We start from the raw sequence: 25823 nt of genomic DNA on the forward strand, positions 1-25823 counted from the left end.
TCGCCAGTGGATGCGCGACGAGCGCCAGCAGCCCCGGGTCGCCGTCGACGGCGCAGGTGCCGGGTGAACTGCTCGGCGCCGAAGTCGCGACCAGGCTCGTCTACGAGACCACTTCGGTCGTCGGTGACCAGGGATCGGGCGGATGGCTGCTCGATCACCCCGTCAGCCTTCGCATCACCGGCACCGACGGCCGGTCGCAGCTCAGCGTCGACGGTCCCTGCAACACGCTCACCTACGACCTCCAGTCCGCCGGCCTGCAGACCTCCGTGTGGGTGGTCACCGGAGGCCCCGCGACGACGTACGTCGGCTGCCTCGACGCCGCCGACGAACGAGAGCAGTGGCTCATGGACGTGCTGGGCGCCGAGGACGTCAGCCTCACCCAGACCTCCACGACGATGCGCATCCGCTCCGGCCCCGTCACTATCGACGCCACCGCCAGCACGACCCCCATCTCCACCGAGACGCCTGCCGAACCAACAGAGATGACGGAGTCCCTGACACCCACCGTTCCGCCAGAGGGTCCGCCGGGCACCCCCATTGCCACCGCCGCCTCTGAGGGACCGATCATCGACGTCCAGCAGCTGACGAACCCGGCGCTCGACCTGGCTAACGGCACCGGAGTCCAGCTCTCGACGCTCAGTGCGGAGGAGAAGAAGCAGTACCCGATCTACGCGGTCGGAACCACGTACGAGGAGCTCGCCGCTTATGACCCCGCTCTCGCGGACCACTACTGGGTCGCACAGGACGAGCCGGTCTGGGCGCTGACCGTGCACGCGCCCGCGGAGAGAACAGACGTGCCCTATGGCTTCGACCTCCATCGGGTGGACGTCTTCACCGCCGTCTACGACGGGATCAGCGGAAAGCTCCTGACGTCACAGGGCGATGTCGACCTCGCGTCTCTCGGTGCGCCCGGCGAGCTGATCACCGCCGGATAGATCCTTAGTTACCGTCCGTATGGGAATCCCCAAACGGGACGCCAGAGGCGATGCGTATGAGGCGAAGCGCGCGATTGCTTGGTGGCGCGCTCGCTACGCTCACGTGATGGTCGGCCTCTCGCAGTGGCGAACGGCGAGCTGACGCTCGCCGTTCGCGCCGCGCCCGGTTCCGGGTTCTGCTCGCTGAGGTCTGTGGTGAGTGCTCGCACCCCTGGGTGGAGCACCTCGCGGACGCCGGCCTGGTCGGCAGCCCCGTGTGCTCGGAGTGCGTCTACGAGCTCGAGCATGGGTTCAGTAGCGGACCGATTTGTCACCGACCGGTTCCGATCGATGTGTTGAGTCGCGCTGATGCCGATGCGGCGGCGGCAGGGCAGGGCGGCAGTGATCAATTGGTCGGAGGAGGCCAGATTCGGGTCGCAAAAGAAGACCTTGACGCCTCATGTCAGCGTCCGGCGAGAGTGGTCAGCAGGTCCTGGATGCTCGTCTTCTCGACAACCGGGTCGGGGCTGCCGGCGCGGACGGAGGAGAGAACGGGGTCGATCTGCTGGTCGACGTAGGTCCACGTCTGGCAGTTCGCGGCGCTCAGTGCGGGCTCCGCGTCGTCCCAGGCGGTCTCAAGGTCGGTGGCGCGGGCTTTCGCGCCGGCCTGATCGCCGCTGGTGACGAGGGCGAGGGTGTCGGCGGTGATCGTCTGGAAGTTCTGCACGTCGGCGGAGGGGAAGTCGGTCTGAACGGATGCCTTCGCGTCAGCTGCGGACAGCGTTCCCGACGCATCGCAGGCCGGGGCTGCGCCTTCCGGTGCCGGAGTGGTGTGCGGCTGGCTGTTCGTGAAGGCGAGCAGACCGACGACAGCGACGGCGAGGACCGCGAACGCGACGAGCGAGCGTCGCTCCCGAGCGACGGGCGGGGTGTGGTGCTCGGCCGCGCCCTTGTCGACGTCGGCCTTGCTGAGGGAGAGGTACACGACCGTTGCGAGGATCGCGAGCAGGAAGACGATGCTGGTGACGAAGGTGCCGAGCCCGAGGCCCTGCTCGTCGGGGGAGAGGCCGAGCCAGTCGCCGATGTTGGCGCCGAGGGGGCGGGTGAGGATGTAGGCGATCCAGAACGCGAGGACGGGGTTCGCTCCGTAGCGCCAGAGGCCCGTGACGATGGCGATCAGGGCGAGGGGCAAGAGGATCGAGACGCCGGGGCCCCAGCCGGTGAGCTCGAGGGTCCAGTCGCCGAGGGCGGTGCCGAGCGCGAAGGTGACGAGGACGGTGAGCCAGTAGAACGCCTCGCGCGGGGTGGTGTCGATGCTGTGGATGGAGAGGGTGCGCTCCTTCGAGTACCAGACGCTGAACACGATCGCGAGCAGCACGGAGAAGACGAGGGAGCTGGCCCAGAGGGGGACGCCGAGCTGGTCGGTGAGGATGTCGGTGAGCAGGGTGCCGGTGACGCTCATGACGACGACGGTCAGCCAGTACGCGGCGGGCAGGTAGCGGCGCAGCCGCATCTGGATCGCGAGCACGACTGCGGTGACGATGATGAAGATCACGGCGGTCGCGATGAGGCCGACGCCGAGGACCATGTTGATCCAGTCGGCGAAGCTCTCGCCGACGGTGGTGCAGAGGATCTTGATGATCCAGAACCAGATCGTGACCTCGGGGACCTTGCTGAGCAGCCGGTGCACCGGGAAGCGGGTCGTCGTCGTTGAAGTGTCCATGCCCGCAGAGTCGCAGCCGGGACGGGGGCGGCGGCTCGGGATGCGCCGTGCTGTGTTGTGTTTGCTCACAACGACCCGGAGCTCCCGAACGCGTTCAGGTCGATGCCCGGCCGAGGGGCTGAGGTTCTGTGCTTTCACAACGGATGCAGGGGAATCCTCCGCCGCCACAGGCCGCTCGTTCGTAGCGTGGACTCCTTCGGCGCGCTCCGCGTCGGGAGACGAGGACGACACTGATGCCGAGCCGGGAACCCGCGACAGACGGTGCGATCGCGTATCGGGCGGCGCGACGCTGGCCGCTGATCTCGGCGGGCCTCGCGGTGCTGCTCACGGGACTTCTGGCCGCGCTGATCTTCTACCGCGAGCACGACAAGCCGTTCGGGTTCGACACCGCGTGGATGAACGAGATCATCGAGCACCGGTCGACGTTCTGGCTGGTGCCGTTGCTGGTGATGAACAGCCTCGGCGGCGGGATCGTCGGCACGATCGTGGTCCCGCTCGTCGTGTTCGTGGCGCTGCTGGTCTGGCGGGGTCGCTGGGCGGCGACGTACTTCGCGATCGCCGCGCCGCTGAGCGGGCTGCTGGTGCAGATCCTCAAGAACGCGGTGGGGCGTCCGCGGCCGCTGGAGATCCTCGTGAACGCCGACTTCGGCTCGTTCCCCTCCGGCCACAGCGCGAACGCCGCCACGACCGCGATGGTCCTCGCGATCGTCTTCCCGCTGTGGTGGGTCCGCATCGCCGGAGCCCTTTACACGGTGGCGATGATGCTCAGCCGCACGTACCTCGGTGCGCACTGGATCTCCGACACCGTCGGCGGGCTGCTCCTGGGCGCCGGGGTGGCGTTGATCGTCTGGGCGCCGCTCGCGGTCAGGCTGCACACCGAACGTGCTGCATCACCGTCGTTCCGTTGGCGGCGCTTCTCCGGGCACCGTCCGACCAGATGACGGCGGAAGGCAGCGGGCAGCGCTGCCGGTGAGCGGGTCGCTGTGCGCTTGTTCAACGGACCCGGCGAAGCCCCCAGCCCCGGGTACCGCAGGCTGCCCGAGCATGGCGGCATGATGCACCTCACCGATCAGCGCCGCCCTCCGCTCCCTCGGATCCGCTCACATCTCGTCGCCGGCCGGTACGCCGCCTCGACGGTGCCCGAGGCGACGGCGCTGTTCTGGATCCTCAAGGTGCTGACGACGGGGATGGGCGAGACGGGGTCGGACTTCCTCGCGACCGCGTTCGACCCGGTGATCGTGGTCGGCGCGACAGGGCTCGCGTTCCTCGCCGCGCTGGCGCTGCAGTTCGCGGTCCGCCGGTACATCCCGTGGGTGTACTGGCTGGCCGTGCTGATGGTGAGTGTCTTCGGCACGATGGCCGCCGACGTGCTGCACGTGGTCGCCGGGGTCCCGTATCTCGTCTCCACTCTCGGGTTCGCGCTGGCTCTCGCGGCGGTCTTCGTCGTGTGGTGGCGGGTGGAGCGGACGCTGTCGATCCACTCGATCACGACGCCGCGCCGGGCCGCGTTCTACTGGCTCGCCGTCTCCGGGACCTTCGCGCTCGGCACGGCCGCGGGCGATCTGACCGCGTCGACGCTCGGGTTCGGCTACCTGCCGTCCGCGGTCCTGTTCGCGGCGGTCATCGCGGTGCCGGCGCTCGCGCACCGGTTCACGGGGCGGAACGCGGTCCTCGCGATCTGGGCCGCCTACGTCGTCACGCGACCGCTCGGCGCCTCGGTCTGCGACTGGCTCGCGGATCCGGTCGACCGGAAGGGCCTGGGCCTGGGCACCGGCCCGGTCACGCTCGCGGCCCTCGCGGTGTTCCTGCTGCTGGTCGCGGTGATCGCGCTCCGCCGACCGCGCGCGGCCGTCACGGCGACCCCCTGAGCGCTGGGCTCAGGCGTCGCGTCCGGCGCGGTTCTTCTGCCGCCAGTAGGTGAGGGCGATGCCGGCGAGGCTGAGAACGACGATGCCGACGAGGACGATGTCGATGTACTTCCCCACGAAGTCCGCGACGCCGGGGATCTGCCCGAGGAAGAAGCCGAGGAGGATCACGCCGGTGGACCAGACGGCGGCGCCGAGGGCGTTGAAGCCGACGAAGTGGCCGTAGTGCATCTTCCCGACGCCGGCGGCGACGGGGGCGAAGGTGCGCACGACCGGCACGAAGCGGGCGATGGTGACCGCCCAGCCGCCGAACCGGTCGAAGAACGACTGGGTGCGGGCGACGCTCGAGCGGCTGAAGAGCCCGCTGTCCTTGCGCTCGAAGATCCGCGGCCCGCTCGCGCGGCCGATGACGAACCCGAGCTGGTCGCCGAGGAACGCGGCGGCGGCGACCATCAGGATCACCAGCGGCACCGGCAGGGAGATCACGCCGGTCGCGACGAAGACACCGGTGAAGAAGAGGAGGGTGTCACCGGGGAGGAAGAACCCGATCAGCAGGCCCGTCTCGACGAAGGCGATCAGGCAGACCAGGGCGATCGCCCAGGGGCCGGCGCCGTCGAGGAGGGATTGGGGGTCGATCATCGGTTCTCCTTGCGAGAGGTCGGGTGGGGCTGCGTCGCGGGGATGCGGACGTCGACACCGAGGCCGTGGGGGGCGAGGTTGCGGAGTCGGAGCTCGCCGCCGGCGGCGCGGCTGAGACCGGCGACGATCGCGAGCCCGAGGCCGGCGCCGCCGTCGCGGGAGCGGGCGGCATCCGGGCGGGTGAAACGGTCAGTCGCGACCGCGAGGAACGCGTCAGGAACGCCCGGGCCGTCGTCGTCGACGGAGAGGACGATCTCTTCGGCGCGCTCGACGAGGGTCGCGCTGACGCTGCCGCCGTCGGGCGTCGCAGTGACGGCGTTCGCGAGCAGGTTGTCCAGGATCCGGCCGAAATCGGTCGGGGAGATCGGGTACCGGGCGGCGACGATCGAGGCGGGGGCGACGAAGTCGATCGCGAGGTCCCGCTCGCGGGCGAGCATCCGGGCGCGGTCGACGCTGTCGGCTACCTCCTCCCGCAGAGCCGCCGAGGAGGCGTCGCCGGTAGCGATGCCCGCGTCGATCCTCGAGAGGATCAGCAGCCCGTCGGTCAGGGACTGCAGGCGGTCGATCGAGCGGCGCGCGTCGACGACGTCGGCGTAGAGAGCCGCCGGATCGTCGCGGACCCGCTCAGCGAGCTCGAGCCGGGTGCGCAGCGCGGCGAGCGGGGTGCGCAGCTCGTGGCTCGCGTCGGCGACGAGCCGCCGCTCCCGGTCCGCCGACTCCCGCAGGTCCGCGATCAGCGCGTTCAGGGTCGAGGCGAGGTCGGAGAGCTCGTCGCGGGCGGGCCCGACCGGGAGCAGCTCGGTGGAGCGTCCCTGGCGCAGCCGGTCGGCGATCGCGCGCATCCTGCCGACGGGGCGCAGCGCGAGGCCGACGAGGACCCAGGACGTCACAGCGAACACGACGAAGAGGATCGCCAGGGCGAGGAGGAGTGTCCTGCTGACGCCGCCGACGACCGCCTCGGCGGTGTCGCGGCTCTCCTCGATCAGCGCCCGCGACGCTCCCGAGCGGACCAGCTCGATGGTGGAGGCGTCGAGGATGTGGTCCAGCTGCTCGCGGACGACGATCGCGACGATCCCGAAGAACAGCATCGCGACCAGCAGGCTCGACACCGTGATCCGCACCCGGATCGACAGGGACCGCCAGCTCACGGCTTCCCCCCGAGCCGGTAGCCCGCACCCCGACGGGTGACGATCTCGACCGACGCGGCACCGGCGACGAGCTTGCGGCGGAGGTAGCTGACGTACTGCTCCGCGATGTTGTGGTCCACGAAGTCCGCCGACCCCCACACTTCGAGCAGGATCTCCTCCCGCGGCACGAAGTCCCCGGCACGCGCCGCGAGCGCGCGGAGGACTCCGAACTCCTTGGGACTCAGCGGCAGGACGGCGCCGTCGATCGTCGCGGAGTGGGCGTACGGGTCTATGCGCAGGTTCCCGATCATGACCGGCGCGCGATTCGTGAGGTGCTCTCTGCGAATCATGGCTCGGAGGCGGGCGGAGAGCTCCTCGAAGTGGAACGGCTTGGCGAGGTAGTCGTCGGCGCCTGCGTCGAGGCCGAACACACGGTCCTGCAGGGCGTCGCGGGCGGTGAGCATGATCACCGGGAGCGTGGCGCCGGTCGCGCGCAGGTGCCGGCAGATTTCGAAGCCGCTCATGCCGGGGAGCATCACGTCGAGGACCGCGGCGGCGTAGTCCGCGTCGCGCGCCGAGTTCAGCGCGTCGACCCCGTTGGAGAAGAGGGCGACGTCGTAGCCGTCGCCGGTAAGACCCCGCTTGATGAGCTCGCCCATCTCTACGTCGTCTTCGACGACCATCACCGCGTCACGCATCCCGGCCTCCTACGGTCATGCTCGCACCCGTGGCGCGGCGGAACCGGCCTGCTCCGCGGAGATATGCGGCTTCTCAGCGGTACGCGCTGCATACAGAGACAGCGCACGTGCACCCCGATCGAGCAGCACGTTCCTGGTGCGCAGACGATCTCGGATGCGGGCACTGACATGTACGCCGACCTCCGGTCGACGCGGTGCTGTGCGCTGCGCGCATTTTGCCTGGAAGCCTTCGGCAGCGTACGGGCCTCCGGCGTCCACGCAAGCCGCTGCGCGGCCAGCTCCTCCGACGTTCTCAGCACGCGGTCGCTGCGCTCCCTCACATCGCGCCGACAACCTCTCCGCCGCCGCCCTCCGGGTTGCGCTCCCGCCTCCGACCCTGCTCGGCACTACGTGCCTTCCAGGCAAAAAAACGCTGGGAGAGAAGGAAGAACAGACGAGCCAGACCACCCCCGCTGGCTTGACAAATCTGATTGAGAATCCTTACCCAGACCGGACACACCGACGCCGCCGAGAAGTGGGCCGAGCTGCACGCCTGGTCCCCGGTCAACGACGAGCACGACCCGCACCGCGGCGACCGGTGGGACGACTGATGCTCACCGTCTAATCGAAACCGTCATGCGTGCAGTGCACCATGACCTACCGGGTGCTCGAGAAGAAGGGCATCGAGTACACCACCGTCGACATCACCACCAACCCCGCAGCGCTCGCGTACGTCACGGAGGAGCTGGGCTACTCCGCCGCCCCCGTGGTCGTCGCGAGCGACCAGGACCACTGGTCGGGGTTCCGCCCCGACCTCATCGAGAAGCACGCCGCATGACCGGCCCGAACATCACCGGTGACGACTACCGGGCCGGGTACCTCGCCGGACAAGCCGACCGGCAAGGCGAAGTCGACTGGCTGGAGAACGAGGCCGACCGGCTCTACCGCCTCGCCTACGGCGACGAGTGCCGCGTCCAGGACCTCACCGTCACACGCGCCGAGCTCGAACAGCGCAGAGCGCTGTCCGAGCCGCCGGTCGAGGTCACCCGCCGCGACACTCTGGCGTCCTGGGGCATCGAGACACCCCCCACCGACACCCCCGCGGCCGAGGCCGCGAACGAGAACCCGTCGACGCCGACGGGACCCACCAACCGCACGAGCAGGAGTCTCAATGACGACGTCAAGGCGCCCTACTTTCGTTTGAGCGTCGACGGGGACCTCCGAGGGGGTCGTGGCCGGGGCCGTCCCACAGCGCGCCTATCTCGATCGTCCCGATAGGGGACTGGTTGTCGAGCCTTGGAGGACCGGGCTCCTGCACGGACCAGCCCGTGTACGAGATGCTGATTGCATGCGTTTCACTCACGAACTCGGCGATGGATTCCGACTCGCGCTACGCACCCTCGACACCGTCGAGGAGATGCACGCTCTGACGGTGGCCAATCTTGAGCGTCTAAGGCAGTGGGAGCCATGGGCCTTCTACGACCAAACTCTCGATGGCACTGCTGCCTTCACTCGTGCTCAGCTGTCGGACTTCATCGCAGAATCCGTGTTGCCGACCGTCATCATGTCGGGCGATTCCATCATCGGTTCAGCGTCTCTTCGAATGAACTCCTACACGCAGACAGCGGAACTCGGGTACTGGATCGACGCCGCCACCGAGGGTCGCGGTGCCGTGACTCGCGCCTGCACCGCGCTGCTGACTGAGGTCCCAGCCCGCGGAATCCGTCGAGTCGAGATACGAACGGCGGTCGAGAACGTGCGCAGCTGGCGCGTTGCTGAGCGGCTCGGGTTCACCCGGGAAGGCGTCCTCACCAGCGCGCTGCCTCTAGGGGACAAACGACTGGACGTGGCGGTCTACGGGCGCACCTTCGCCCGCTGACGCCAGATCTTTAGTCCGCCGTTCGCCGTGCAGTGGTGGGAGAACGCTGTCAGGGGCCGCCGTGGAGCCACACGTTGCCGACGGCGACACGGAGCGATCGCAGGAACCGTTAGATACGGGGATCGGTCAGTGGGCGCTCGAAGCGGCGATCGGGTTTGACGAGGCGTAGTGCTCATCACCTCGGTTCAGCTCATCTGTGCAGAGCGAATCGGAGGCGCCGGGGTGAACGTGCGGTTGTCGCGCAGCAGGGCCCAAAGCACGCTCACGCGTCGTCGGGAGAGAGCGAGGAGCGCCTGCGTGTGCTTGTACCCTTCGCTACGTTTCTTGAGGTAAAGGTCGCGGTTTGGTCCTTCGCGGATGACGGAGGTCTGCGCTGAGAGGTAGAGCGAGCGGCGCAGATGTTGGTTGTACCGCTTCGGCCGGTGCATGTTCCCGGTCCGGCGTCCGGAGTCGCGCGGAACGGGTATGAGCCCGGCCGCTGCGGCGAGGTGGCCGTCGTCGGCGTAGTTGTCGAGTGGCCCGGCTGCGGCGAGGAGTTCGGCTCCGAGGATCGGACCCATCCCGGGCATCGATTCGATGATCTCGGCCTGCGGGTGCGCGTGGAACATCGTGGTGATCTGGTTCTCCAGCGTTCGGAGACGCTTGTCGAGGGCGAGGATCTGCGTTGCGATGTCGGCGATGATCTGCGCCGCGATCGTCTCGTTCCCGATTTGCGTCTGTTGTCCGCTCGCGGCCTCGAGAGCAGCCTCCGCGACCGCCGGCGCGCCTTGCACGCCGCGGCGAGCCAGCCACTTCGTCAGGCGCACCTGCCCCATCCGGCGAAGCGCGGTGGGCGTCTGGTAGCCGGTGAGGAGGGTGAGAGCGCCCTTGTGTTCGGCGTAGTCGAACGCGCGGTCGAGGCGGGGGAAGATGCCGGTCAGGACGTCGCGGAGCCGGTTGAGCATGCGGACGCGATCAGCGACGAGATCGCCGCGATGTGCGATCAGGAGCTTGAGGTCGGCAATGATCTCGACCGGCAGCCTGATTGGGGTCAGGTCGTGCCGGTGCCGCGCCGTCTCGGCGATCACGTAGGCGTCGCGGGCGTCCGTCTTCGCTTCGCCTCGGTATGCGCCGGCCATCCGGTTGACGATCCGTCCGGGGACGTACAGCGCGGACTGTCCGTGGCTTGCGAGCAGCGCGAGAAGCAGCGCAGAGGTGGTGCCGACGATGTCGACTGCCCAGGTGAAGTTCTCGCCGAGAGTAAGCACTTCGGCGAGCGGGTCGAGGATCGCACTTTCGTCATTGCTGACCTTGCGCGACCAGAGCATCGCGCCCTGGTCGTCGATCGCTGTCACCCAGTGATGCGCCTTTCCTGCATCGATGCCCACCCAGATGTGAGCTTGTCGATCGTTCAACCCGTCCTCCTCAGTCGTGATCTGCCTCGTGTAAGCCCGAGGAGCACCCAACCGTCATCTCCGTAAACAGCGACCGAAACGCACATCTCAATTAGCGGCCAGGGGCACCCCAGAGGACCGGACGGCCACTCCTGCTGAGCCACACGATCGGCGACGACAGATAAGCCACATCCGGCCCCCTCGGGCCGCCACCAAACTTACGGAGACGACAGATGAGCACCAGGACCATCACCGGCAACCTCGCCGCCGACCCCGAGGCCGTGCAGGCGGGCCGCGTGCAGATCGTGAAGCTGCGCGTCATCGAGAACACCGGCGAATACCGCGCGGGGGAGTGGACCCCGCACGACGCCCCGACCACGCATTACGTGGAAGCGAAGTTCGGACTCGGCGAGCACGTCCTCGCCTCCCTCCACAAGGGAGACGCCGTGATCGTCGTCGGCTACGAGCGCACCGTCGCCTGGGGAGAAGGAGAGAACCGCCGCACCGGCCGCGTCCTCGAAGCCGACGCCATCGACCCCAACCTCACCCGCGCGACCGCCGTCGTCACCACGACCACCCAACGCGCACCCCGCCGCCGCGCCGCCTCCGCGGCTGAGTAGGACTCGGTCCTCCGAGATACTCCGCCATCCGCCGCAGAGTTCGCCGTTCTACGGCCTATATTCGCGGTTCTCCGTAGAGGACGGAGGCGGTCCGGGGTTGGGCTGCTGGAAGCTGCCCACGCCCAGAGCGGCGAGTCCCGCGGACACCGCCGCGCCCAGAAGGCGGAAGACGATCACGAATGCCTTTCCGACGAACTTCAACACGTTTGCCATCACGAGACCATCGCTTTCCGGAACTGATCGCAACGCTAGTGGTTCCGAGCGAATCCCGGTGGGTTCTACTCCCAGCCGTTCGCGATCCGGACCGCGTAGAGGATGACGTGATCCTCCGGGATCGCTGCGCGCACTTCCGGGATCGCCGCGGCGCTCGTCGCCGCGTTGCTGCGCACCACCGTTGATGCCGATTCCGCGCGCGTCCGGTGTGCCAGTTCCCACATGCCTCCATCGTCGCATCCGACGCTGACACGACCCGCTCGAGCGTGGGGGCCGGCGGCGCCGGCCCGTGAGGGGCGACCCCCTCACGCTCCCCGGTGTCCCGTTCCGGGGCGCGAGCTGCACTCGCGCAGCGGCGACGGAGCACCGCCAATGGGAGGCCGCGATGCGGCCCGTTCCATCCGTTTTCCTTACCTTGTTGCTCGGGCGGTTTCGGTGCAGTCGTAGTGTGTCGATCGTCCGAGGACGGCGGGTAGGGCTCCTGCGTTTTGGCCGCTGTGACGGCTTGTGAAGAATGGCCGCCCGCCGTCCACCCGATGGTTCGACCGCTAATTGAGAGAAGCGACCAGATCGCTGCGTAAGGAAAAGTCGGCGCGACCATCACCACCACCTGACGTTGCGAAGGGAGCGACCATGCCGCAAATCTGGGCCGGGATCGATGCGGGAAAGGGGCACCACCACTGCGTCGTCATCGACGCAGACGGCGCCAAGCTCCACTCCGCCCGCGTCGCCAACGACGAGACGGCGCTGCTCGCACTGATCGCCACCGTCACCGACCTGGCTGTCGGCGACGAGTGCCTATGGGCGATCGACCTCAGCAGCGGCGGAGCCTCGCTGCTGCTCGGTCTCCTCGCGGCGCACGGGCTGCCCGTCGTCTACATCCCGGGACATGCCGTGCACCACGCCGCGAAGGCCTATCGCGGTGATGGCAAGACCGATGCGAAGGACGCAGCGATCATCGCCGACCAAGCGCGGATGCGGCGCGACCTTCAACTCTTGAGCGTGGAGGACGAGACCCGAATCGAGCTGCGCGCGCTGACCGGACACAGAAAGGACCTCGTCTGCGACCGGACCAGAGCGATCAACCGGCTTCGTGGTCACCTGCTCGAGTACTTCCCCGCGCTCGAGCGCGCCTTCAACTACTCCGCCAGCCGCGCCTCGCTCATCCTGCTCACCGGCTACGCCACACCGGAGGCCATCCGGAGAATGGGGGAGTCGCGCCTCGCCCGGTGGCTTGGTGCACAAGGCTGCCGGACCGCGGTCGCGACCGCCGCCACTGCAGTCGCCGCCGCGAAGAGCCAGCAGAGCGTGCTCCCCGGCCAGGCGATCGCGGCGGAACTCGCCCGCCGACTAGCACTCGATGTCATCACTCTCGAAAGCCGCATTGCAGAGATCGACCAGCGCATCGCCGCGCGGGTCGAGACCAGCCGTGCTGCCGAGCTCCTGCGGTCGATGCCGGGCTTCGGTCCGCTGCTCTCGGCCGAGTTCCTCGCGTCGACCGGCGCTGACCTCAGCGTCTACGTCAGCGCCGACCGGCTTGCCGGCGTGGCCGGCCTCGCCCCGGCGCCGCGCGACTCGGGCAGGATCAGCTGCAATCACCACCGGCCACGCCGGTACGACCGGCGTCTGCTGCGCGCCTGCTACCTCGCAGCGATGGTCAGCGTGCAGCAGAAGACCGAATCGAGAGGGTTCTACGACCGTAAGCGCGCTGAGGGGAAGTCGCACAAGCAGGCGATTCTCGCTCTTGCGCGGCGCCGCCTGAACGTCATCTGGGCGATGTTCCGAGACGATCGACCCTACGATCCGCCTTCGCTCTCCGACGGTGCCTTTGAGGAAAGCGCAGCTCCGTCGCTGGCCCCAAAGGCCCGCCAAACCGTCGCTGCTACAGCAGCTCTCGCTGTAGATCACATGGGTCTAGGGCTGGTTGTGGCCTCCTACGCCGCTCGCGAGTAGCAGCGGGTGAACGGCGTACGAGACCAGCAGGACCCCGGCTGTGAATGCCGATGCGAGCATCAGGGCACCCCAGAACGATCGTCTGACCCTGCGGGCGAGAGTCGCGCACACCAGCCCAACGCCTGCACTCGCAAGAGCGACAGTGCATAGCGTGAGGTAGCCCGAAACGAGTTGCGCTCCGTTCCAGCAGAGTGCGCTCGCAGGGAAGAGCCAGCGATCCGCCGCGCCTCCGTCTTCGAAGCGACACGCCTCGTCTGGTTGCCACGTTCCCCGAAGGCCGGCGACGAAGTTTGCTCCGACCGAGGCTCTTTTGGATCATCAGTGGATGCGAACGGGCGTGGAGGCCCCGACAGGAAGAGAAGGGCGGTGAGGACGAGGACCGACACCGCGGCGCTGCCCGCGAGCAGCATGCCTTCGAGGGGAGCGAAGGACACGGCTCCGCTGAGTGGATCACGGTCCGTGGTGGGCTGAGAGAATGCGTCAGCGGCGAGGCTCGCCACGACGATGACGCCGATGACGCTTGCTGCCGCCCAGATCAGCCGTGCACGGATACCAGTGCTCTTCGGGTCCTTGATCACGATCATCCAGACGAGCCCGATCGCGGCGGGCAAGAGTATTCCAGCTCCAGCGGCGGCAGTCATACCTGGCCCTCGTCTGCTGCCTGGGGCTCGGCTGTCGGGCGGTTAGTTCGCGTCATCGTTGCCCATCTCGTGCACGATCCGGCCGTCGCAGCCGGCCTGGGTCCAGTCGTAGGGGCCGGTGGAAGTGAGGTTGGTGCCGTAGAGGGCGGTCCACGCCTCGCTGCCCGCGGCCGGAAGTCCGGAGCCCTGGTTCTCGGGCGAGCGTTCCCACCACAGCTGGAAGGTGTAGTCGTGGCCCTCCTCGCGCATGCAGGCGGCGATTCGAAGCTGCATATCGACCCAGGTGACAGCGTTGGTGAGCTCGTCGCCGACGAGGCTTGCCGGGTAGGTGAAGTCATCCGGTGCGTCGGAGTCGTCGTAGAGGCGGGCACCCCACTGGTCGTACCGGTGCCCGTCGGGGGCTGCGGTCGGAGTCGGTTGCTCGAACGGCATTCCCGGCTCTCGAGCGGTCGGCGCGGACGAGGGAACGGGCGACGAGGACACGTCTTCCGCGATCACAGGCGGGTTAGCTGCCCGTGCGGCGGCGTAGCCGTCGTCGTAGTCCTGAACGGCCGACGTTGCGTTGACGACAAGGACGGCGCCGAAACCTGCTGCGAGCAGCAGGCCTGCCGAGGCAAGGGCGATCGCGGCGCGAAGGCGTGTGCTGCCTCGAGGGCGGAGATCAGTCACAGCGTCACCTGGCTTTCAGTCGGGCGCCGTGCGATCGACCAGCAGAGGACTGTCGCGAGCAGGACGAGTCCCTGCGCGTTCCCCAGCAGAAGGAGAACGAGATCGAGAGAGGACACGGACGACACGAGCACGGGGACCGTGGCGCTGACGTACCAGAGCGCGTCGACGGCGATGGTGGGAAGAACGGAGACGGCGACTGCTCCCAGCACGGCGCCGGCGCTCCGTGTCCGGTGGTGCAGGAGTAGCAGCAGCGCGAGCGCGGCGGCGGCGGTCGCCGCATAGACCGGCGCCACCGTGTCGAACGGCATGGGGCTCTCGGTGGCCAGGCGGATGCTCGCCCACCCGCCGAAGACGACGGAGGCGAGAACAAGCACGAACACGACCGCCCAGAGTGCAGTGGAGAGCGACCCGACCCGCGCGTTGTATAGAACATCCGCGCTGCCCTCGTGCAGACGGGCACGGCGCCACAGCAGATCCGAGCCGACACCCCGGAGGGTGCGCGACCTGATCTGATGAGCGGTGCGGGCGGGAACCTGTTCGGCTTCCTGCGCCCACCTGGTGTGCTCGAAGAGGTCGGAGGCGATCTCATCCGCCCGCTCGACAGCGAAATGCGGATCCAGCCCGCGTGTGTAGAAGCGGCACCAGCGCAGCGCAGCGCCTGTTGAGCGGCGTACTGCCGCCGACGACCGGGCGCTCATGCCGTTCCGCCCACGATGAAGGCCGCGCGGCCGATGGCGCTCGGTCGGGCGGCAGCGGCCGCATGTGCAACTGCGCGTCCCTCGCCCGTCACCTCGTAGCAGCGGCGCGGAGGGCGACCCTGCGCATTCGCCTCCGCCTTGTCCTCCCACGACGACGAGACCAGGCCGCGCTCCTGCATCCTGCCCAGCGCCTTGTAGAGCGTGCCGTGCGCGGTGAGTGGGCGGCCGTCGCCGGTGGCGAGCAAAGCTGCAAGGGCGAAACCGTGCATCGGCTCGCCTACGTCGATGAGCGCGTCCAAGAGGTCGAGCTCGAGGGGGAGGACAGCTCCCTGCTTCCGTCTGGGCATGATCGAAGAATAGGAAGATAGGGGTTCGAGGTCAAGAGCGGATTGGAGGCGAGGCGAGCCCTTGCTCACCTCCCTCCACAAGACGGCGTGACCGGCGTCGGCACCAGCGCGCCGTCGCGGCAGTCGATATGGACTGCTCGAGTCAGAGCGCAGACAGCGCTGGTCCGTAAGGGGCGGCCCCTCGGGGACGGAATCGCACTGCCCTGCTCAGCACACGACCGAGGATCGGATGATCTGGAACGCCAGGCTCGCGATCACGACGGCGAGGAATGTGATGGGCGGCACGGGTATCGCAACTGGTGCAGCCCTCCGCCGAACGAGCATCAGGCTCGCGGCGAGGATCAGCGCGAACGCCGGGGTCGCATAGGCCGCAATGAAAACGCCAAATTGACCCCATCCATCGGCGGAGGAGAGGTTGTCGTTTTCGCGTGCCAGAACGCAGCGCCTAAGAACGCAACGAACGTGAACACCGCTGCGCCCAGAATGCCGACCGTGAGAAGAGTGAAAGCCAGAGCTCTTGAGTGGCCAGTCGCCCGGTTCCTCTCAGAGGCGACCCACACGCCTGTAGCGATGACGACGATGGCTACGGCGTACCAGTACGCCTCGGCGGGGACGTATCCCGGACTGAAGCAGTCCCCGAGGACCCTGCCCAGAGTCGGGAGGGACGCCACGAACTGCAGCAGGAGCGCCGCGACCACCACCAGGATCAAGAGCACCTGGCCGAGTACGCGAAGCACCCGTAAGGAGGCGGGGAGCGATCTTGCGCTGCTGGAGCCCATTCATCCCCCCGGGAAGCACCAGCACCGACCGCCAGTCAATCGATTCTGCCTCACTCGACGAACCACGCGGAGACGGAGGTGGAGGACCGCGAAATGCAAATCACGTCCGGGAATCTCGATTACGGCAGCACCCTCTACTACGTCCATTGGACCGGCTGGGCGCACGCCGCCGTTTCGCCCGAAGGGGAGCGCGAGGGGGACGCCCCTCGCGGCCGGACCGAAGGTGAGGAGGCGAACACGAGCAAAAGCTCGCGGCCTGGGGTTACGCGCTCTCCCCGGTCGAGCTGGTCGTCACCGCCGACACCAAGGTCGCGGGTCAGGACGCCGGGCGGACCATGCGGATCTCTCTGATGCCGCCTTCGATCTTGACGGTCCCAGTGGGGGCGAACCCGCTCTTGCGGTAGAACGCCTGCGCCCGCGGAACGGGGTCCCCGACCCAGAGCGCTGCGGGCTCGCCAGGATCGATCACTGCGTTCAAGAGAGCCTCGCCTGCTCCGGTTCCGTGGTGTTCCATTGCGACGTAGAGGACGTTCAAGTGCCACGTCCATTCCTCACCCTCGGTGGGATTCGACATCGCAATGCCGAAGATGACGCCCTCGCGTTCCGCAACGGCGACTCGAATGTCGGCCCATCGCTCGTCTGTCAGAGCACCGATCCAGAATCGTTCCCTTGATTCGAGCAGGTCGGGAGCATCGAGGACATCGTCTGACACCAGGGTTCCGCGGTAGGTGTCTCGCCAGGACGCGACGTGTACCAACGCCATCGCTTCCGCATCGGCTGGCCGGGCCGGTCGAACCAAGAAGTCGCGTTCCATGCGCCCACGCTACTCAGCAGACGGGCACGGGGGTTGCCCAAAGAGCCGGCTACGCCCTGCCGGACGGAGCCGGCCGGAGGAGCCTGCGGCGCTGTTGACAACCTGATTGAGATTCTTCACCTCTCCGCGGTTCCAACCTATTTCGCTCCACCGGCTGCGTGCCACCGATCCCGGACGCGCCCTACGGGCTTATTTCGCCCGTGATCGGTGTCACTCCGCCGGCTCCACTCAAACGGTTTTCCCCGCCGGAGAGGCAAAGAAAAACGATCAGCCAGGAGCGGGAGCAACACACATGGACACCCTCGAAGCGATCCTCCGTGACCAGACGGTCACCTACCTCGTCAGCAAGAACATCCTCTGCCCGCGCACCGGGGCCGTTCTCGACTCGCGCACCTGTGTCGTCTTCAACGACGCGGACGGGGATCCCGCGGTCGTCATCTCGCCCGAGGGCTGGCAGCAGATCGCGAAGGAGCCCGCCACCCTCGACCGCCTCGCGGAGCGCGGGATCACCGTCGACATCAACACCGCGCTGGCCGCAACCCGCTGAGAGGAACAGACCATGTACCGCACCGACACCGACACCGGCCTCGCGACCCCCGATCAGGTCGCCCTCATCATCACCGACCAGCGCGCTCACTGGGACCAGAACGCCGACGACAGCGACGACGTGATGCTCGCCGCTGTCCGCAACGCCCACGCCCTGCCGGGCGCCGAGCCCGTCGAGGACGACAGCTCCGCCCTCGCCGCCGCACTGATCGCGTTCCTCACCCCGGACCCCGCCCGCACCGGACCGGTCATCGACGCCGACACCGGATGCGCGACGCCCGAGCAGATCGGCCTCATCGTCGCGTTCGAGCGCAACTACTACGAGGAGCACGAGAGCTACAGCACCGAACGGCTGCTCGCGGGCGTCCGCAGCACGCTCACCCTCCCCGGGGTGTGGGTGCTCGGAGGGTTCCCCGTCCGGGAGGACGGCACCGACCACGCCGCCGCGCTGATCGCGTTCCTCATCCCGGCGGTGACTACGTGATCGAGCGCAGCCGTGTCGATGAGCGGCCCGGGGCCGCGCGCGCGGCTCATCAGCTCTCGCGCCTGTCCAGCGGCCGACTCCAGCAGGAGGCCGACCGTGTGCGCCTGCACGGCGAGCGGCTGACGGGGCTGAGTCGGAAGACGAGCCGCCGCCTGATCGAGCAGGAGGAGGCGATCCGAGCGAACCGGATCGCCGCGGCGGACAGCGCCGCTGAGCGGCGGCTCATCGTCGGAGTCGTCATCGCGACGGGCGCTCTTCTCGCGGTCGGGCTGCGGCTGATCCTCACCTCAGGGCAGCTCCCTCCTCTGTTCTGACGAGCGGGCCGCGCTGACTTGTTGTCATGCTTACAAGTCGGACCTCGCCCACCGTCCCGCCTCCGCCCGCGCATCCCGTCAGGGCGAGCAGCAGTGCTCCTGCCAGTGCGATCCCTGCGGTCGTCCGCCTCATCGTGTCCCCCGATCACTCCGCCGCGGCACGTCGCCGGGCGCGTCACCTCGACGCCAACAGCAGCCGCCCGCCCGGACGGAGTCGTCCTGGCGGGCGGGCAGCCCCCGTCCCGGTCACGCGCGCGGGATGACCACCGAGACGCTCGCGCGCGAGGCGCCCGAGACGGCCGTGACCGTGCCGGTGCCGGCGGCGATCGAGCTCTTGCCCGTGCGGAACACCTTGGTCACCGTGGCGCCCGGGGCGACCGCGGCCGAGGACGCCGTGCCGTAGGGCGTCACGACGGTCAGATCGGCGGCCGCGCGGCCGGTGTTCGTCGCCGTCACCGTGACGACGACCTTCCCGAGGATCAGCCGCGAGGTCGCCTTCGCGGTGACGGAGGCGCCGGGCGCAACGCTCGCTCCGGCCAGCGCCGTCGTCACGCCGTCGACGCGCGCGGTGATCGAGACGGTGCCGGCGGTGGAGCCGGTGCGGATCCGGGGGAGCGCGGCGACGCCGTCGGCGCCCGACAGCACCGCGGCGGTCGTCGCTCCGCTCTCGAAGGCCGCCGGCCCGGTGATCGCGAAGCCCACCGAGCGGCCCGCGAGGGCGCGACCGGAGGAGTCGCGCACCAGCACGGACTGCGCGAGGTCGCGCGTCGTCGCGGTCGTCACGCTCTGCAGCGTCCCGCGCGCCTCCGCCGAGGCCGCGAGGGCGATGCCGTTCACCTCGATCTCGGCCACGCCCGTGGACCCGCCGTACTCGCCGGCTCCCCACGCCGTGAACACGAGCCGCAGCGCCGTCGTGGTCACCGGAGCGAACGTCGCGCGGTTCAGCACGTCGCGCTCGCGGCCGGGAGCCGCTCCGCTCACGGGAGTCCAGACGTCGCCGACCAGGTGCTCGACCCGCCACGACCGCGCGGGGATCAGCCCGCGTCCGTCGGCGTCGGCCGCGTCGCTCGCGAACAGCACCGAGGCGCTGTCGACGGTCACGGCGCTCGGCCAGCGCAGCTCGACGTGCTGCTCTCCGACCCGGGGCCAGGAGCCCCAGATCGTCGAGGCGGCGCCGTCGGCGACCGCTCCGACCGAGGTCCACGGCGAGGTGTACGAAGCGCTCGTCGACGAGGCGAGCGGAGCGATGTCGCCGACGTAGTCGGTGCACGGCACGGTCACGGTGACCGTCGCGGTCCGGGTGAGCTCGTCGATCCGGTCGACCCGCACGGACATGCCGGAGTTGAGCACTGCGCTCTCTCCGGCGAGCACGAACTCGTTCGCCTCGCTCGCGTCGCCCGGACGCTCGAGCAGGTCGCCGGCGTACGGCTGGCCCGGGTTCGAGCGCAGGATCTGCACGCCCGAGACGTCGCGGCGCACCTGGAAGGGACTCGTGTACGCGCCGCCGTCGGACGTCGTGTCGGCGCGGTCGTTGTACTGCGCCCAGTAGCGGATGCCCGTGTCCTGCGGGTCGTTCCAGGTGAGCGCACGCCGGCCGGCGGGTCCGGCTCCGAGGGTGTCGAGCGTCGTGGTGCGGGGTGCGCCGCAGACCGGCTGGCGGGTGTTCGGCAGCGTGCCCAGGCGCGCCAGCGACGGGGACGACAGCGGCAGGAACGACCAGGCGCCGCCCATCACGTCGGTCCGGTTGCCGTACTCCTCGCGGCGGCAGTCCGCGGGCAGCGGGGTGGAGGCGTAGTCGCGGGTCGTGGCGCAGTTCACGCTGTAGGCGTGCGGCAGCGAGAGGTTGTGGCCGAGCTCGTGCGCGAGGAAGTACGCGTCCGGTCCGGGCTGGAACGCGCGTCCGCCGTCATCGGGATCGCCGGACTGCTCGCCGTTGGCCCAGTTCGGGCACGGGTCACCCTCAGGCACCATGGCGACCAGGTGCTTGCCCGGTCCGCGCTGCCAGCCGGTCCTCTGCGCGATCCAGTCCTGCAGTCCGCCCGTGTTCGTGCAGCCGATCGGCTGGTCGACGACCTGCCAGTCGACGACCTGGTCGAGCTCGAAGCGGATCGCCCCGCTGGTCTCGCGGGAGTAGAACCGGTCGACGAGGTCGAGGGCGCGGACGGCGTCGGCGGTCGTGTACCCGCCCGGGACGGTGCCCTGCGGAGCGACGAGCGCGATCGTCACGCGGTGCGTCTGCACCTGGGCGCGCGCCGGGATCTCGACGTCGACGAAGTCGGCGTCGAGGGCGAGGGCGGCCTGCTGCGTCGTCGCGTCCGCCTCCGGCTCGATCACGGTGGGCTCGGCGTCCGGAGCCGCGACGGGGCGGTCCGGAGCGGGAGCGGCGGGAGCGGGGGCCACCGGAGCGGCCGCCGCTGGAGCCGCGGCGGGCCCTCCGGCGACGAGCCCGGAGGCCAGCAGCAGTCCGGTGAGCGCTCCAGGGAGCAGGGCGTGTCGTCGTCGCATGGTCGTCCTCTGGGTCGGTCCTCGCTGAGTGCCCCGAGCGGCAGCAGGCGGGGGCACGAGCTCCCGCCGACCTCCTCGCCGCTGAGGAGTCGGCTGACGTTACCGTGAACATCCGTGCAGGAACGGGCAGATGTCCCTCCGCGGCGGCCCCTTTCCGGGTGGGGACCAGAAATGACGAAGGCCGGGAGCGGGACCCCGGCCTTCAGCGACGATCAGATCTCGGTGTGCCCCAGATCCGCCGCGTCCAGCAGTCGGATCTCGGTCTCACATGCAGGGGTCGCAGGTGGGGGAGGGCCGGCCTTCCAGCCGGCCCGCGAGGGGCGATCCCCTCACACTCCCCGGGGAGCATGGCTTTAGTGGAAGTTGATCGTGGAGGGCGCAGGTGCCTTCCACGACTCTTCCTGATACGAGTGCGGGTCGTGAGCCTCGCGGGGCGGCTCCCCGAACGGATCCTTCGGCAGCGCCGTCGGCGCTGTGGTGAACTTCGCGCGGAGCGATGCGGCGATGGAGCGAATGCGGTAGATCACGGCGTTCATGTCGTTCTCCCGTTCGGGGTGATCAAGCGTCACCTGCCCGAAGCCTACCGACGTCGTTTCTCCGGCGGGGCGCGAGCTCCGCACGCGCAGCGGCGACGGAGCACCGCCGGCGGGAGCCGCTACGCGGCGCGTTTCCAGGTTTTCTTCACCTCTCCGCGGTTTCAACCTATCTCGCTCCGTCGGCTGCGTGCCGTCTCTCTCGGACGCGGTCGCAGGCTCCCTTATTTCGCCCGAGAGAGCCGTCACTCCGCCGACTCCACTCAATTGGTTTTCACTCGCCGGAGAGGCAAAGAAAAACGATCAGGAAGACGACAAAAGCCCCGTAGTTGGCTTAGAACCACGGGACTTGTCGCCTCAATGATCGCACACCGATTGAGGAGAAACCATCGTGACTATCACCACCGGAACCGGGACCGTTCAGCACATCGACCCGACCGCCCTCGTGATCGAGGCGAACGTCCGAACCAGCGCCCCGCTGACGAAGGACTTCATCGCGTCGATCCGCGAGAACGGGGTCATCACCCCGGTCCTCGCCCGCCGCGACGAGCACGGCAACGTCATCGTCCGCGCCGGACAGCGCCGCACCCTCGCCGCCCGCGAGGCCGGGGTCGTCACGATCCCGGTCTACGTCGTGGAGGGCGACGAGACGACCGCGGACCGGATCGTGCAGCAGATCATCGAGAACGACCAGCGCGCCGAGCTGAGCGTCGCGGACCGCACCGCCGCGTGGGCGCAGCTCGCGTTCGAGGGCGTCACCGCCGTAGCGATCGCCAAGCGCACCGGCACCAAGACCGACGCGGTTAAGAAGGGGCTTGCGGTCGCGGAGTCCGCGACCGTCACGTCCGTTCTGCACGAGCACGAGCTGACCCTGGACCAGGCGGCGGTGCTGTTGGAGTTCGAGGACGACGCCGACGCCCGCGCGAACCTGATCGAGGTCGCCACCCACGACCCTGCCCGGTTCGAGCACACCGCGCAGACCCTCCGCGACGAGGCCGCGCACCAGGCGCTCCTCGCAGCGACCGCCGCCGAGTACACCGGCAACGGATTCCAGACCCTCACCCGCTCCGACGCCTACGGCGACCAGGCGACGTGGACGCCCATCCGGCAGCTGCGCGGCGAGGACGGGAAGAGCGTCACTCCCGAGCAGGTCGCCGCCGCTCCCGGCCGCGGAGTGCTCATCGACACCAGCTGGCGCGGCGAGGTCGAGGTCACGCTCCTGGTTCAGGACCCGACCGCCGCCGGATTCACCTACGCCTACGGAGCCCCCGAGCAGCCGCAGACCGAGGAGGAGGCCGAGGAGGAGCATGCCGAGAAGTCCGCGGAGCGGAAGGTGCTCATCGCCAACAACAAGGCGTGGAACGCGGCCGAGAAGGTGCGCCGCGAGGGGATCGCGACGTTCCTCGCCCGCAAGACCCTCCCCAAGGACGCGGATCGCGTCATCGCTCTCGGCCTCACCGCGCACCGGTTCGCGGTGTCGTCGGGGATGAGCAACGGCAGCGATCTCGCGCACGCGCTGCTGCGCATCGAGCGTCCCTCCGGCTACCGCGTCGACGCCCTCGCGGCGCTGGTCGAGGCGAACCCCGCGAAGGCCCGCCTGGTCGCGCTGGCCGTCCTGCTCGGAGGGCAGGAGGCGCACACGAGCAAGGAGTCCTGGCGCCGCGGCGACGAGCGCACGGCCGAGCACTTCCGCCAGCTCGCGGCCTGGGGATACGCGCTCTCCCCGGTCGAGCAGGTCGTCACCGGCGACAGCACCCCCACCGACGCCGCAGGGCTCAGCTAGCCCACCCGGCGGGGACCGGCTCGCGCCAGTCCCCGCCCCTCCTCTTCTCCCACTGCTGCACAGGAAGGCCCGACCATGACCACCACGACCACCGCACCCCGCCCCGCCCACCGCTTCGACCCGTACCAGGAGGACCCGACGCTGCGAGCGGCCGAGGTCGCCGTCGACGCCGCGGCCGCGTCCGGCGACGCCGACGCGACCGCCGCCGCAGCGCGAGCGCTGATCGTCGCCGCGGCCGCCTACGGCTGGCCCACCGCGACCGCCCTCGTCTTCACATACGAGACGACCGGCCCCATCGCCCACGTCTGGGGACTGTGGAAAGTCCTCGACGCCGACCGCCAGGTGCTGCGCGAATGGGACGAGGAGCCCGGCGACACGACGGACGAGTCCCAGGAGGAACTGATCGCCCTCGATCTCATCAGCAACCGCCGCGCGACCCTCGACTACACCGACTTCGGAAAGCCCATCGCCTCCACGACCCTGATCCTCCACACGCTCGCACTCTGAGCGCGTGCGCGGGCCGACCCGAAACGGGCCGGCCCGCACGAGGGGGAGAACCCCCTCGACCCCCCAGTCACGCGCGTGGAACGGCCACCCGCGCTCGAGCGATGGTCAGCGGCGAGGACGCGGCCTGTACTTCTTCCCCGCCCGGATGTTCCGGTTCTCGATCACCCCGACGACCGCCAGGCCGGCGGCCACGGCGACGATCAGCGCCCATCCGAGCACGTTGAACCACTCACCGGTGAACGCCGCGTACGTCTGCTCGCCGGCGATCGCGAAGAGCATGAACGACAGCCCGAACCAGACCATCCCGTTGCTGATCAGCGCAGCACGCGCGAGCTTGGTCCGAGGCTTCGACATGCGCCCACCCTCCCACCGGACCCTGGACGTGTCCACGGGGCCGTAGCGGTTCTAGGGTGAGCGCATGAGCACCCCGACCCCGCGCGAGCTGCTGGCCGTTCACGTCGCCGTCGACCCTCCGGGATCACCGCGACCTTCACTCTGGGCGACCCGATCGGGCCGGGACAGCCGGCGGAGTGGTTCACCTACGGCATCGAGCTCACCGGCGCCGATGGCGCCCTGGTGAAGCACTTCGGCGTCCGCCTCTCAGAGCAGGAGACGAAGGCGTTCGTCTTCGAGTTCGAGAGCGCCACCCAGGCGAACTATGACGTCACCCACGTCACGGACCGTGGTGCCTCGCTCGTCGCCCGGTTCCCGGACTCCTCGCTCGGCGTCGACGCAATCGGGACAGTCACCGGATTCGCCACCATCGAGGGCGAAGACGTCGCCGCCGGCGTCCCTGCGCAGCTCCTCACCTAGAGACGCCGCTCACGAAGGTCCCTTCTTCCGAGGCTCAACGGCATCGGGGCGCGATTCGAGTGCAGCCCGAGCGTTACTACTCCGGGTCTTGTTCCCGAACACGGCGACGAGTGGCACAACGACGGTACCGATCGCTTGCGCCAACAGATCGATCGCCCGCGACCCCAGCATGATCAGTAGGAAAAGAGCGCAGACGATTCCGATGACCCACGGCCCGAAGGTCGCGAGCCCGCTCAGAAGGGCGGGGAAGATTGCGACCGTACCGGTCGCTGCGAGGAAGTCGCTCACAAGAGTCTCGATGCCGGCGCAACAGCCCGCGCAGTCGCGCCTAGATCGATTGACTACTAGGGGCGTTGCTACTTCCGCGCCGGGATGCATCGTCTGAGCGGTTTCGGCTCTACGTCGCGGGACGCGGAGCATGTGACTCGACGATCTTCGGTGAGGAAGGTCTTTCGCAGAACGTGAGATCCACCGCTTGCGCGGCTAGTCCGATTGACGATCGCTTGCGCGGCGTCAGTGTGGGTGTCTCCGTTGCTGGGCCGGCACCTGCGAATCCGCGGGTCCGACCTGTTGTGTCCATTCTGCCAGCACCTAGCAGGGACACCCTCTCTGTTCGCTGGGAGCGTGAGGACGTCCCGTCGAGCCTGCTGCCTCGTCGGAGTAGCGGAGGGCGAGCCGTCCTACCTACGCTCAGCCCAAGCCCGTCCCGTAAGGGGATCGGTGAGCGGAACGTTTCAAGCTACGCAGGCCCGCAGAGGCCGATCGTGACGAGTGTGGCCGCCGTGTCACTCACCGGGTCGGCGGCTGCCGCGCATGCGAGGGCGAACCGCCCGCTGCTACCAGGGCGTCCGGTAGGGGTGGTTCACCGGACGCCTCCCGGGCGTCGAGAGACGTTGTCGTTCCCCGCGGTCGTCTGCATGGCTCACCGCGACGTCGCGGCACTCGTGCAGACGACCGTGCACATTTCGATGCTCGCGGTCGCGTGCACAACCTTGAAGCCCGGCCACCCTGCGATCGCGGGGTCGTCGTACAGTCTCGTCATGGGTGCATCGGAACGGCGTCGTGTTCGATGGTGGTGGCTCGCGACCGCGTTCGTTGCACTAGTGGTGGTGGTCCTTCTCGCTGGGGACCGTTCGGGTAGCTGCGCGGACTATGTGAACTCGCCGGGCGTGTGCACCAGCGTCAATGAGGACCCCCGTACCTGGGTCCTCGTCGGAATCGGTGTTCTGGTAATCATCGGCGCGCTGTATCAAGCGTTTCGGCGTCGGTAGGTAGAACGCGGGGGACCGTGCGTGGCCGTCCCGTTAGGGGATCGATCTGCGGGACGCTTTCAGCGGACCGCTCGGAGGGGCTTGGCGTTGTCGGCGCGTGCTGGTGATGCCGCCAGGGTCGACCGCAGGTCTTCTC

At 68.9% G+C, this 25823-nt stretch carries 24 protein-coding genes and 2 pseudogenes; 14 read left to right on the plus strand and 12 right to left on the minus strand.

Features of this window, described 5'->3' with window-relative positions:
• The first annotated feature begins 56 nt into the window (after positions 1-56).
• Complete coding sequence (locus tag C5C30_RS09230; RefSeq protein ID WP_146081506.1) at positions 57-935, plus strand: hypothetical protein; 879 nt, start codon at positions 57-59, stop codon at positions 933-935.
• A gap of 442 nt (positions 936-1377) precedes the next feature.
• Here the strand turns inward: C5C30_RS09230 and C5C30_RS09235 are convergent, their stop codons facing one another.
• Positions 1378-2637, minus strand: coding sequence for a hypothetical protein (locus C5C30_RS09235; protein ID WP_104333584.1), 1260 nt, complete (start codon positions 2635-2637; stop codon positions 1378-1380).
• A gap of 233 nt (positions 2638-2870) precedes the next feature.
• On the opposite strand from C5C30_RS09235, the gene C5C30_RS09240 reads away from it, so the two are divergent.
• Both C5C30_RS09240 and C5C30_RS09245 read left to right on the plus strand, forming a co-directional pair.
• Positions 2871-3578 (plus strand): phosphatase PAP2 family protein, encoded by a 708-nt coding sequence (locus C5C30_RS09240; protein WP_181131526.1) that lies wholly within the window; start codon positions 2871-2873, stop codon positions 3576-3578.
• A 111-nt stretch (positions 3579-3689) separates the two neighbouring features.
• Positions 3690-4505: a hypothetical protein gene (locus C5C30_RS09245; protein WP_104333585.1), complete on the plus strand. Its 816-nt coding sequence runs from the start codon at positions 3690-3692 to the stop codon at positions 4503-4505.
• Positions 4506-4514: 9 nt separating this feature from the next.
• On the opposite strand, the gene C5C30_RS09250 is transcribed toward C5C30_RS09245, so the two are convergent.
• From C5C30_RS09250 to C5C30_RS09260, 3 genes are read right to left on the minus strand one after another with little or no spacing between them, the layout of a single operon-like run.
• A complete protein-coding gene (locus C5C30_RS09250) occupies positions 4515-5141 on the minus strand; it encodes a DedA family protein (protein WP_104226507.1) in 627 nt (208 codons plus the stop codon).
• Positions 5138-6289: a HAMP domain-containing sensor histidine kinase gene (locus C5C30_RS09255; RefSeq protein WP_104260297.1), complete on the minus strand. Its 1152-nt coding sequence runs from the start codon at positions 6287-6289 to the stop codon at positions 5138-5140. The genes C5C30_RS09250 and C5C30_RS09255 overlap by 4 nt, the downstream gene beginning before the upstream one ends.
• Entirely contained in the window at positions 6286-6966 is a 681-nt protein-coding gene (locus C5C30_RS09260) for a response regulator transcription factor (RefSeq protein WP_104333586.1), read from the minus strand. The genes C5C30_RS09255 and C5C30_RS09260 overlap by 4 nt, the downstream gene beginning before the upstream one ends.
• A 604-nt stretch (positions 6967-7570) precedes the next feature.
• Here C5C30_RS09260 and nrdH point away from each other — a divergent pair.
• The 3 genes and pseudogenes from nrdH to C5C30_RS09275 form a co-directional block, all read left to right on the plus strand.
• Positions 7571-7783: pseudogene (nrdH, locus tag C5C30_RS09265) on the plus strand (glutaredoxin-like protein NrdH); the annotation flags it as partial.
• On the plus strand, positions 7780-8223 hold the full coding sequence (locus tag C5C30_RS09270) for a hypothetical protein (protein ID WP_104333587.1): 444 nt from the start codon (positions 7780-7782) through the stop codon (positions 8221-8223). The pseudogene nrdH and the gene C5C30_RS09270, both read left to right, overlap by 4 nt.
• A 70-nt stretch (positions 8224-8293) precedes the next feature.
• Complete coding sequence (locus C5C30_RS09275) at positions 8294-8824, plus strand: GNAT family N-acetyltransferase (RefSeq protein ID WP_104247073.1); 531 nt, start codon at positions 8294-8296, stop codon at positions 8822-8824.
• A gap of 185 nt (positions 8825-9009) precedes the next feature.
• Here C5C30_RS09275 and C5C30_RS09280 read toward each other — a convergent pair whose 3' ends face one another.
• The gene (locus C5C30_RS09280) at positions 9010-10218 is read right to left on the minus strand and encodes an IS110 family transposase (protein ID WP_104333604.1); all 1209 of its coding nucleotides are present in this window, start codon (positions 10216-10218) and stop codon (positions 9010-9012) included.
• A 212-nt stretch (positions 10219-10430) separates the two neighbouring features.
• On the opposite strand from C5C30_RS09280, the gene C5C30_RS09285 reads away from it, so the two are divergent.
• Positions 10431-10817, plus strand: coding sequence for a single-stranded DNA-binding protein (locus C5C30_RS09285; RefSeq protein WP_104333588.1), 387 nt, complete (start codon positions 10431-10433; stop codon positions 10815-10817).
• A gap of 846 nt (positions 10818-11663) precedes the next feature.
• Positions 11664-12857, plus strand: a pseudogene (locus C5C30_RS09290) (IS110 family transposase); the annotation flags it as partial.
• Positions 12858-13666: 809 nt separating this feature from the next.
• On the opposite strand, the gene C5C30_RS09295 reads toward C5C30_RS09290, so the two are convergent.
• The 4 genes from C5C30_RS09295 to C5C30_RS09315 form a co-directional block, all read right to left on the minus strand.
• A complete protein-coding gene (locus C5C30_RS09295; RefSeq protein ID WP_104247891.1) occupies positions 13667-14056 on the minus strand; it encodes a hypothetical protein in 390 nt (129 codons plus the stop codon).
• Positions 14057-14289: 233 nt separating this feature from the next.
• Positions 14290-14991, minus strand: coding sequence for a hypothetical protein (locus C5C30_RS09300; protein ID WP_104333589.1), 702 nt, complete (start codon positions 14989-14991; stop codon positions 14290-14292).
• Entirely contained in the window at positions 14988-15338 is a 351-nt protein-coding gene (locus tag C5C30_RS09305) for a PadR family transcriptional regulator (RefSeq protein WP_104261440.1), read from the minus strand. The genes C5C30_RS09300 and C5C30_RS09305 overlap by 4 nt, the downstream gene beginning before the upstream one ends.
• Positions 15339-16433: 1095 nt before the next feature.
• On the minus strand, positions 16434-16931 hold the full coding sequence (locus tag C5C30_RS09315) for a GNAT family N-acetyltransferase (RefSeq protein ID WP_219814210.1): 498 nt from the start codon (positions 16929-16931) through the stop codon (positions 16434-16436).
• 292 nt (positions 16932-17223) lie between these two features.
• Between C5C30_RS09315 and C5C30_RS09320 the strand changes: the two genes are divergently transcribed.
• The 3 genes from C5C30_RS09320 to C5C30_RS09330 are packed head-to-tail and all read left to right on the plus strand — an operon-like array spanning position 17224 to position 18275.
• Positions 17224-17478 (plus strand): hypothetical protein, encoded by a 255-nt coding sequence (locus C5C30_RS09320; RefSeq protein WP_104223237.1) that lies wholly within the window; start codon positions 17224-17226, stop codon positions 17476-17478.
• Between the two features lie 12 nt (positions 17479-17490).
• Positions 17491-17961: a hypothetical protein gene (locus C5C30_RS09325; RefSeq protein ID WP_104333592.1), complete on the plus strand. Its 471-nt coding sequence runs from the start codon at positions 17491-17493 to the stop codon at positions 17959-17961.
• Entirely contained in the window at positions 17958-18275 is a 318-nt protein-coding gene (locus C5C30_RS09330; protein WP_104260266.1) for a hypothetical protein, read from the plus strand. The genes C5C30_RS09325 and C5C30_RS09330 overlap by 4 nt, the downstream gene beginning before the upstream one ends.
• 246 nt (positions 18276-18521) lie before the next feature.
• On the opposite strand, the gene C5C30_RS09335 is transcribed toward C5C30_RS09330, so the two are convergent.
• Together C5C30_RS09335 and C5C30_RS09340 are read right to left on the minus strand one after the other, a co-directional pair.
• Entirely contained in the window at positions 18522-20780 is a 2259-nt protein-coding gene (locus tag C5C30_RS09335) for an Ig-like domain-containing protein (RefSeq protein WP_104333593.1), read from the minus strand.
• Between the two features lie 353 nt (positions 20781-21133).
• Complete coding sequence (locus C5C30_RS09340) at positions 21134-21349, minus strand: hypothetical protein (protein WP_146076862.1); 216 nt, start codon at positions 21347-21349, stop codon at positions 21134-21136.
• Positions 21350-21704: 355 nt separating this feature from the next.
• Between C5C30_RS09340 and C5C30_RS09345 the strand changes: the two genes are divergently transcribed.
• Together C5C30_RS09345 and C5C30_RS09350 are read left to right on the plus strand one after the other, a co-directional pair.
• Positions 21705-23096, plus strand: a complete 1392-nt coding sequence (locus tag C5C30_RS09345; protein WP_104333594.1) for a ParB/RepB/Spo0J family partition protein — start codon at positions 21705-21707, stop codon at positions 23094-23096.
• Positions 23097-23171: 75 nt separating this feature from the next.
• Positions 23172-23603, plus strand: a complete 432-nt coding sequence (locus C5C30_RS09350) for a hypothetical protein (RefSeq protein ID WP_104333595.1) — start codon at positions 23172-23174, stop codon at positions 23601-23603.
• Between the two features lie 105 nt (positions 23604-23708).
• Here the strand turns inward: C5C30_RS09350 and C5C30_RS09355 are convergent, their stop codons facing one another.
• Positions 23709-23957, minus strand: a complete 249-nt coding sequence (locus tag C5C30_RS09355) for a hypothetical protein (RefSeq protein ID WP_104333596.1) — start codon at positions 23955-23957, stop codon at positions 23709-23711.
• Positions 23958-24179: 222 nt separating this feature from the next.
• On the opposite strand from C5C30_RS09355, the gene C5C30_RS09360 reads away from it, so the two are divergent.
• Positions 24180-24416 (plus strand): hypothetical protein, encoded by a 237-nt coding sequence (locus C5C30_RS09360; protein WP_104333597.1) that lies wholly within the window; start codon positions 24180-24182, stop codon positions 24414-24416.
• Positions 24417-25823 lie beyond the last annotated feature (1407 nt).

The organism is Rathayibacter sp. AY2B5 (assembly GCF_002931645.1).
Classification (GTDB): Bacteria; Actinomycetota; Actinomycetes; order Actinomycetales; family Microbacteriaceae; genus Rathayibacter.

Bases quoted from the DNA above. Each gene is read 5' to 3' on its own strand.
- C5C30_RS09260 (WP_104333586.1), bottom strand. From the start codon at position 6,966: ATGCGTGACGCGGTGATGGTCGTCGAAGACGACGTAGAGATGGGCGAG.
- C5C30_RS09270 (WP_104333587.1), top strand. From the start codon at position 7,780: ATGACCGGCCCGAACATCACCGGTGACGACTACCGGGCCGGGTACCTC.
- C5C30_RS09250 (WP_104226507.1), bottom strand. From the start codon at position 5,141: ATGATCGACCCCCAATCCCTCCTCGACGGCGCCGGCCCCTGGGCGATC.
- C5C30_RS09320 (WP_104223237.1), top strand. From the start codon at position 17,224: ATGGACACCCTCGAAGCGATCCTCCGTGACCAGACGGTCACCTACCTC.
- C5C30_RS09315 (WP_219814210.1), bottom strand. From the start codon at position 16,931: ATGGAACGCGACTTCTTGGTTCGACCGGCCCGGCCAGCCGATGCGGAA.
- C5C30_RS09235 (WP_104333584.1), bottom strand. From the start codon at position 2,637: ATGGACACTTCAACGACGACGACCCGCTTCCCGGTGCACCGGCTGCTC.
- C5C30_RS09245 (WP_104333585.1), top strand. From the start codon at position 3,690: ATGATGCACCTCACCGATCAGCGCCGCCCTCCGCTCCCTCGGATCCGC.
- C5C30_RS09305 (WP_104261440.1), bottom strand. From the start codon at position 15,338: ATGCCCAGACGGAAGCAGGGAGCTGTCCTCCCCCTCGAGCTCGACCTC.
- C5C30_RS09275 (WP_104247073.1), top strand. From the start codon at position 8,294: ATGCGTTTCACTCACGAACTCGGCGATGGATTCCGACTCGCGCTACGC.
- C5C30_RS09335 (WP_104333593.1), bottom strand. From the start codon at position 20,780: ATGCGACGACGACACGCCCTGCTCCCTGGAGCGCTCACCGGACTGCTG.
- C5C30_RS09240 (WP_181131526.1), top strand. From the start codon at position 2,871: ATGCCGAGCCGGGAACCCGCGACAGACGGTGCGATCGCGTATCGGGCG.
- C5C30_RS09325 (WP_104333592.1), top strand. From the start codon at position 17,491: ATGTACCGCACCGACACCGACACCGGCCTCGCGACCCCCGATCAGGTC.
- C5C30_RS09350 (WP_104333595.1), top strand. From the start codon at position 23,172: ATGACCACCACGACCACCGCACCCCGCCCCGCCCACCGCTTCGACCCG.
- C5C30_RS09300 (WP_104333589.1), bottom strand. From the start codon at position 14,991: ATGAGCGCCCGGTCGTCGGCGGCAGTACGCCGCTCAACAGGCGCTGCG.
- C5C30_RS09285 (WP_104333588.1), top strand. From the start codon at position 10,431: ATGAGCACCAGGACCATCACCGGCAACCTCGCCGCCGACCCCGAGGCC.
- C5C30_RS09295 (WP_104247891.1), bottom strand. From the start codon at position 14,056: ATGCCGTTCGAGCAACCGACTCCGACCGCAGCCCCCGACGGGCACCGG.
- C5C30_RS09355 (WP_104333596.1), bottom strand. From the start codon at position 23,957: ATGTCGAAGCCTCGGACCAAGCTCGCGCGTGCTGCGCTGATCAGCAAC.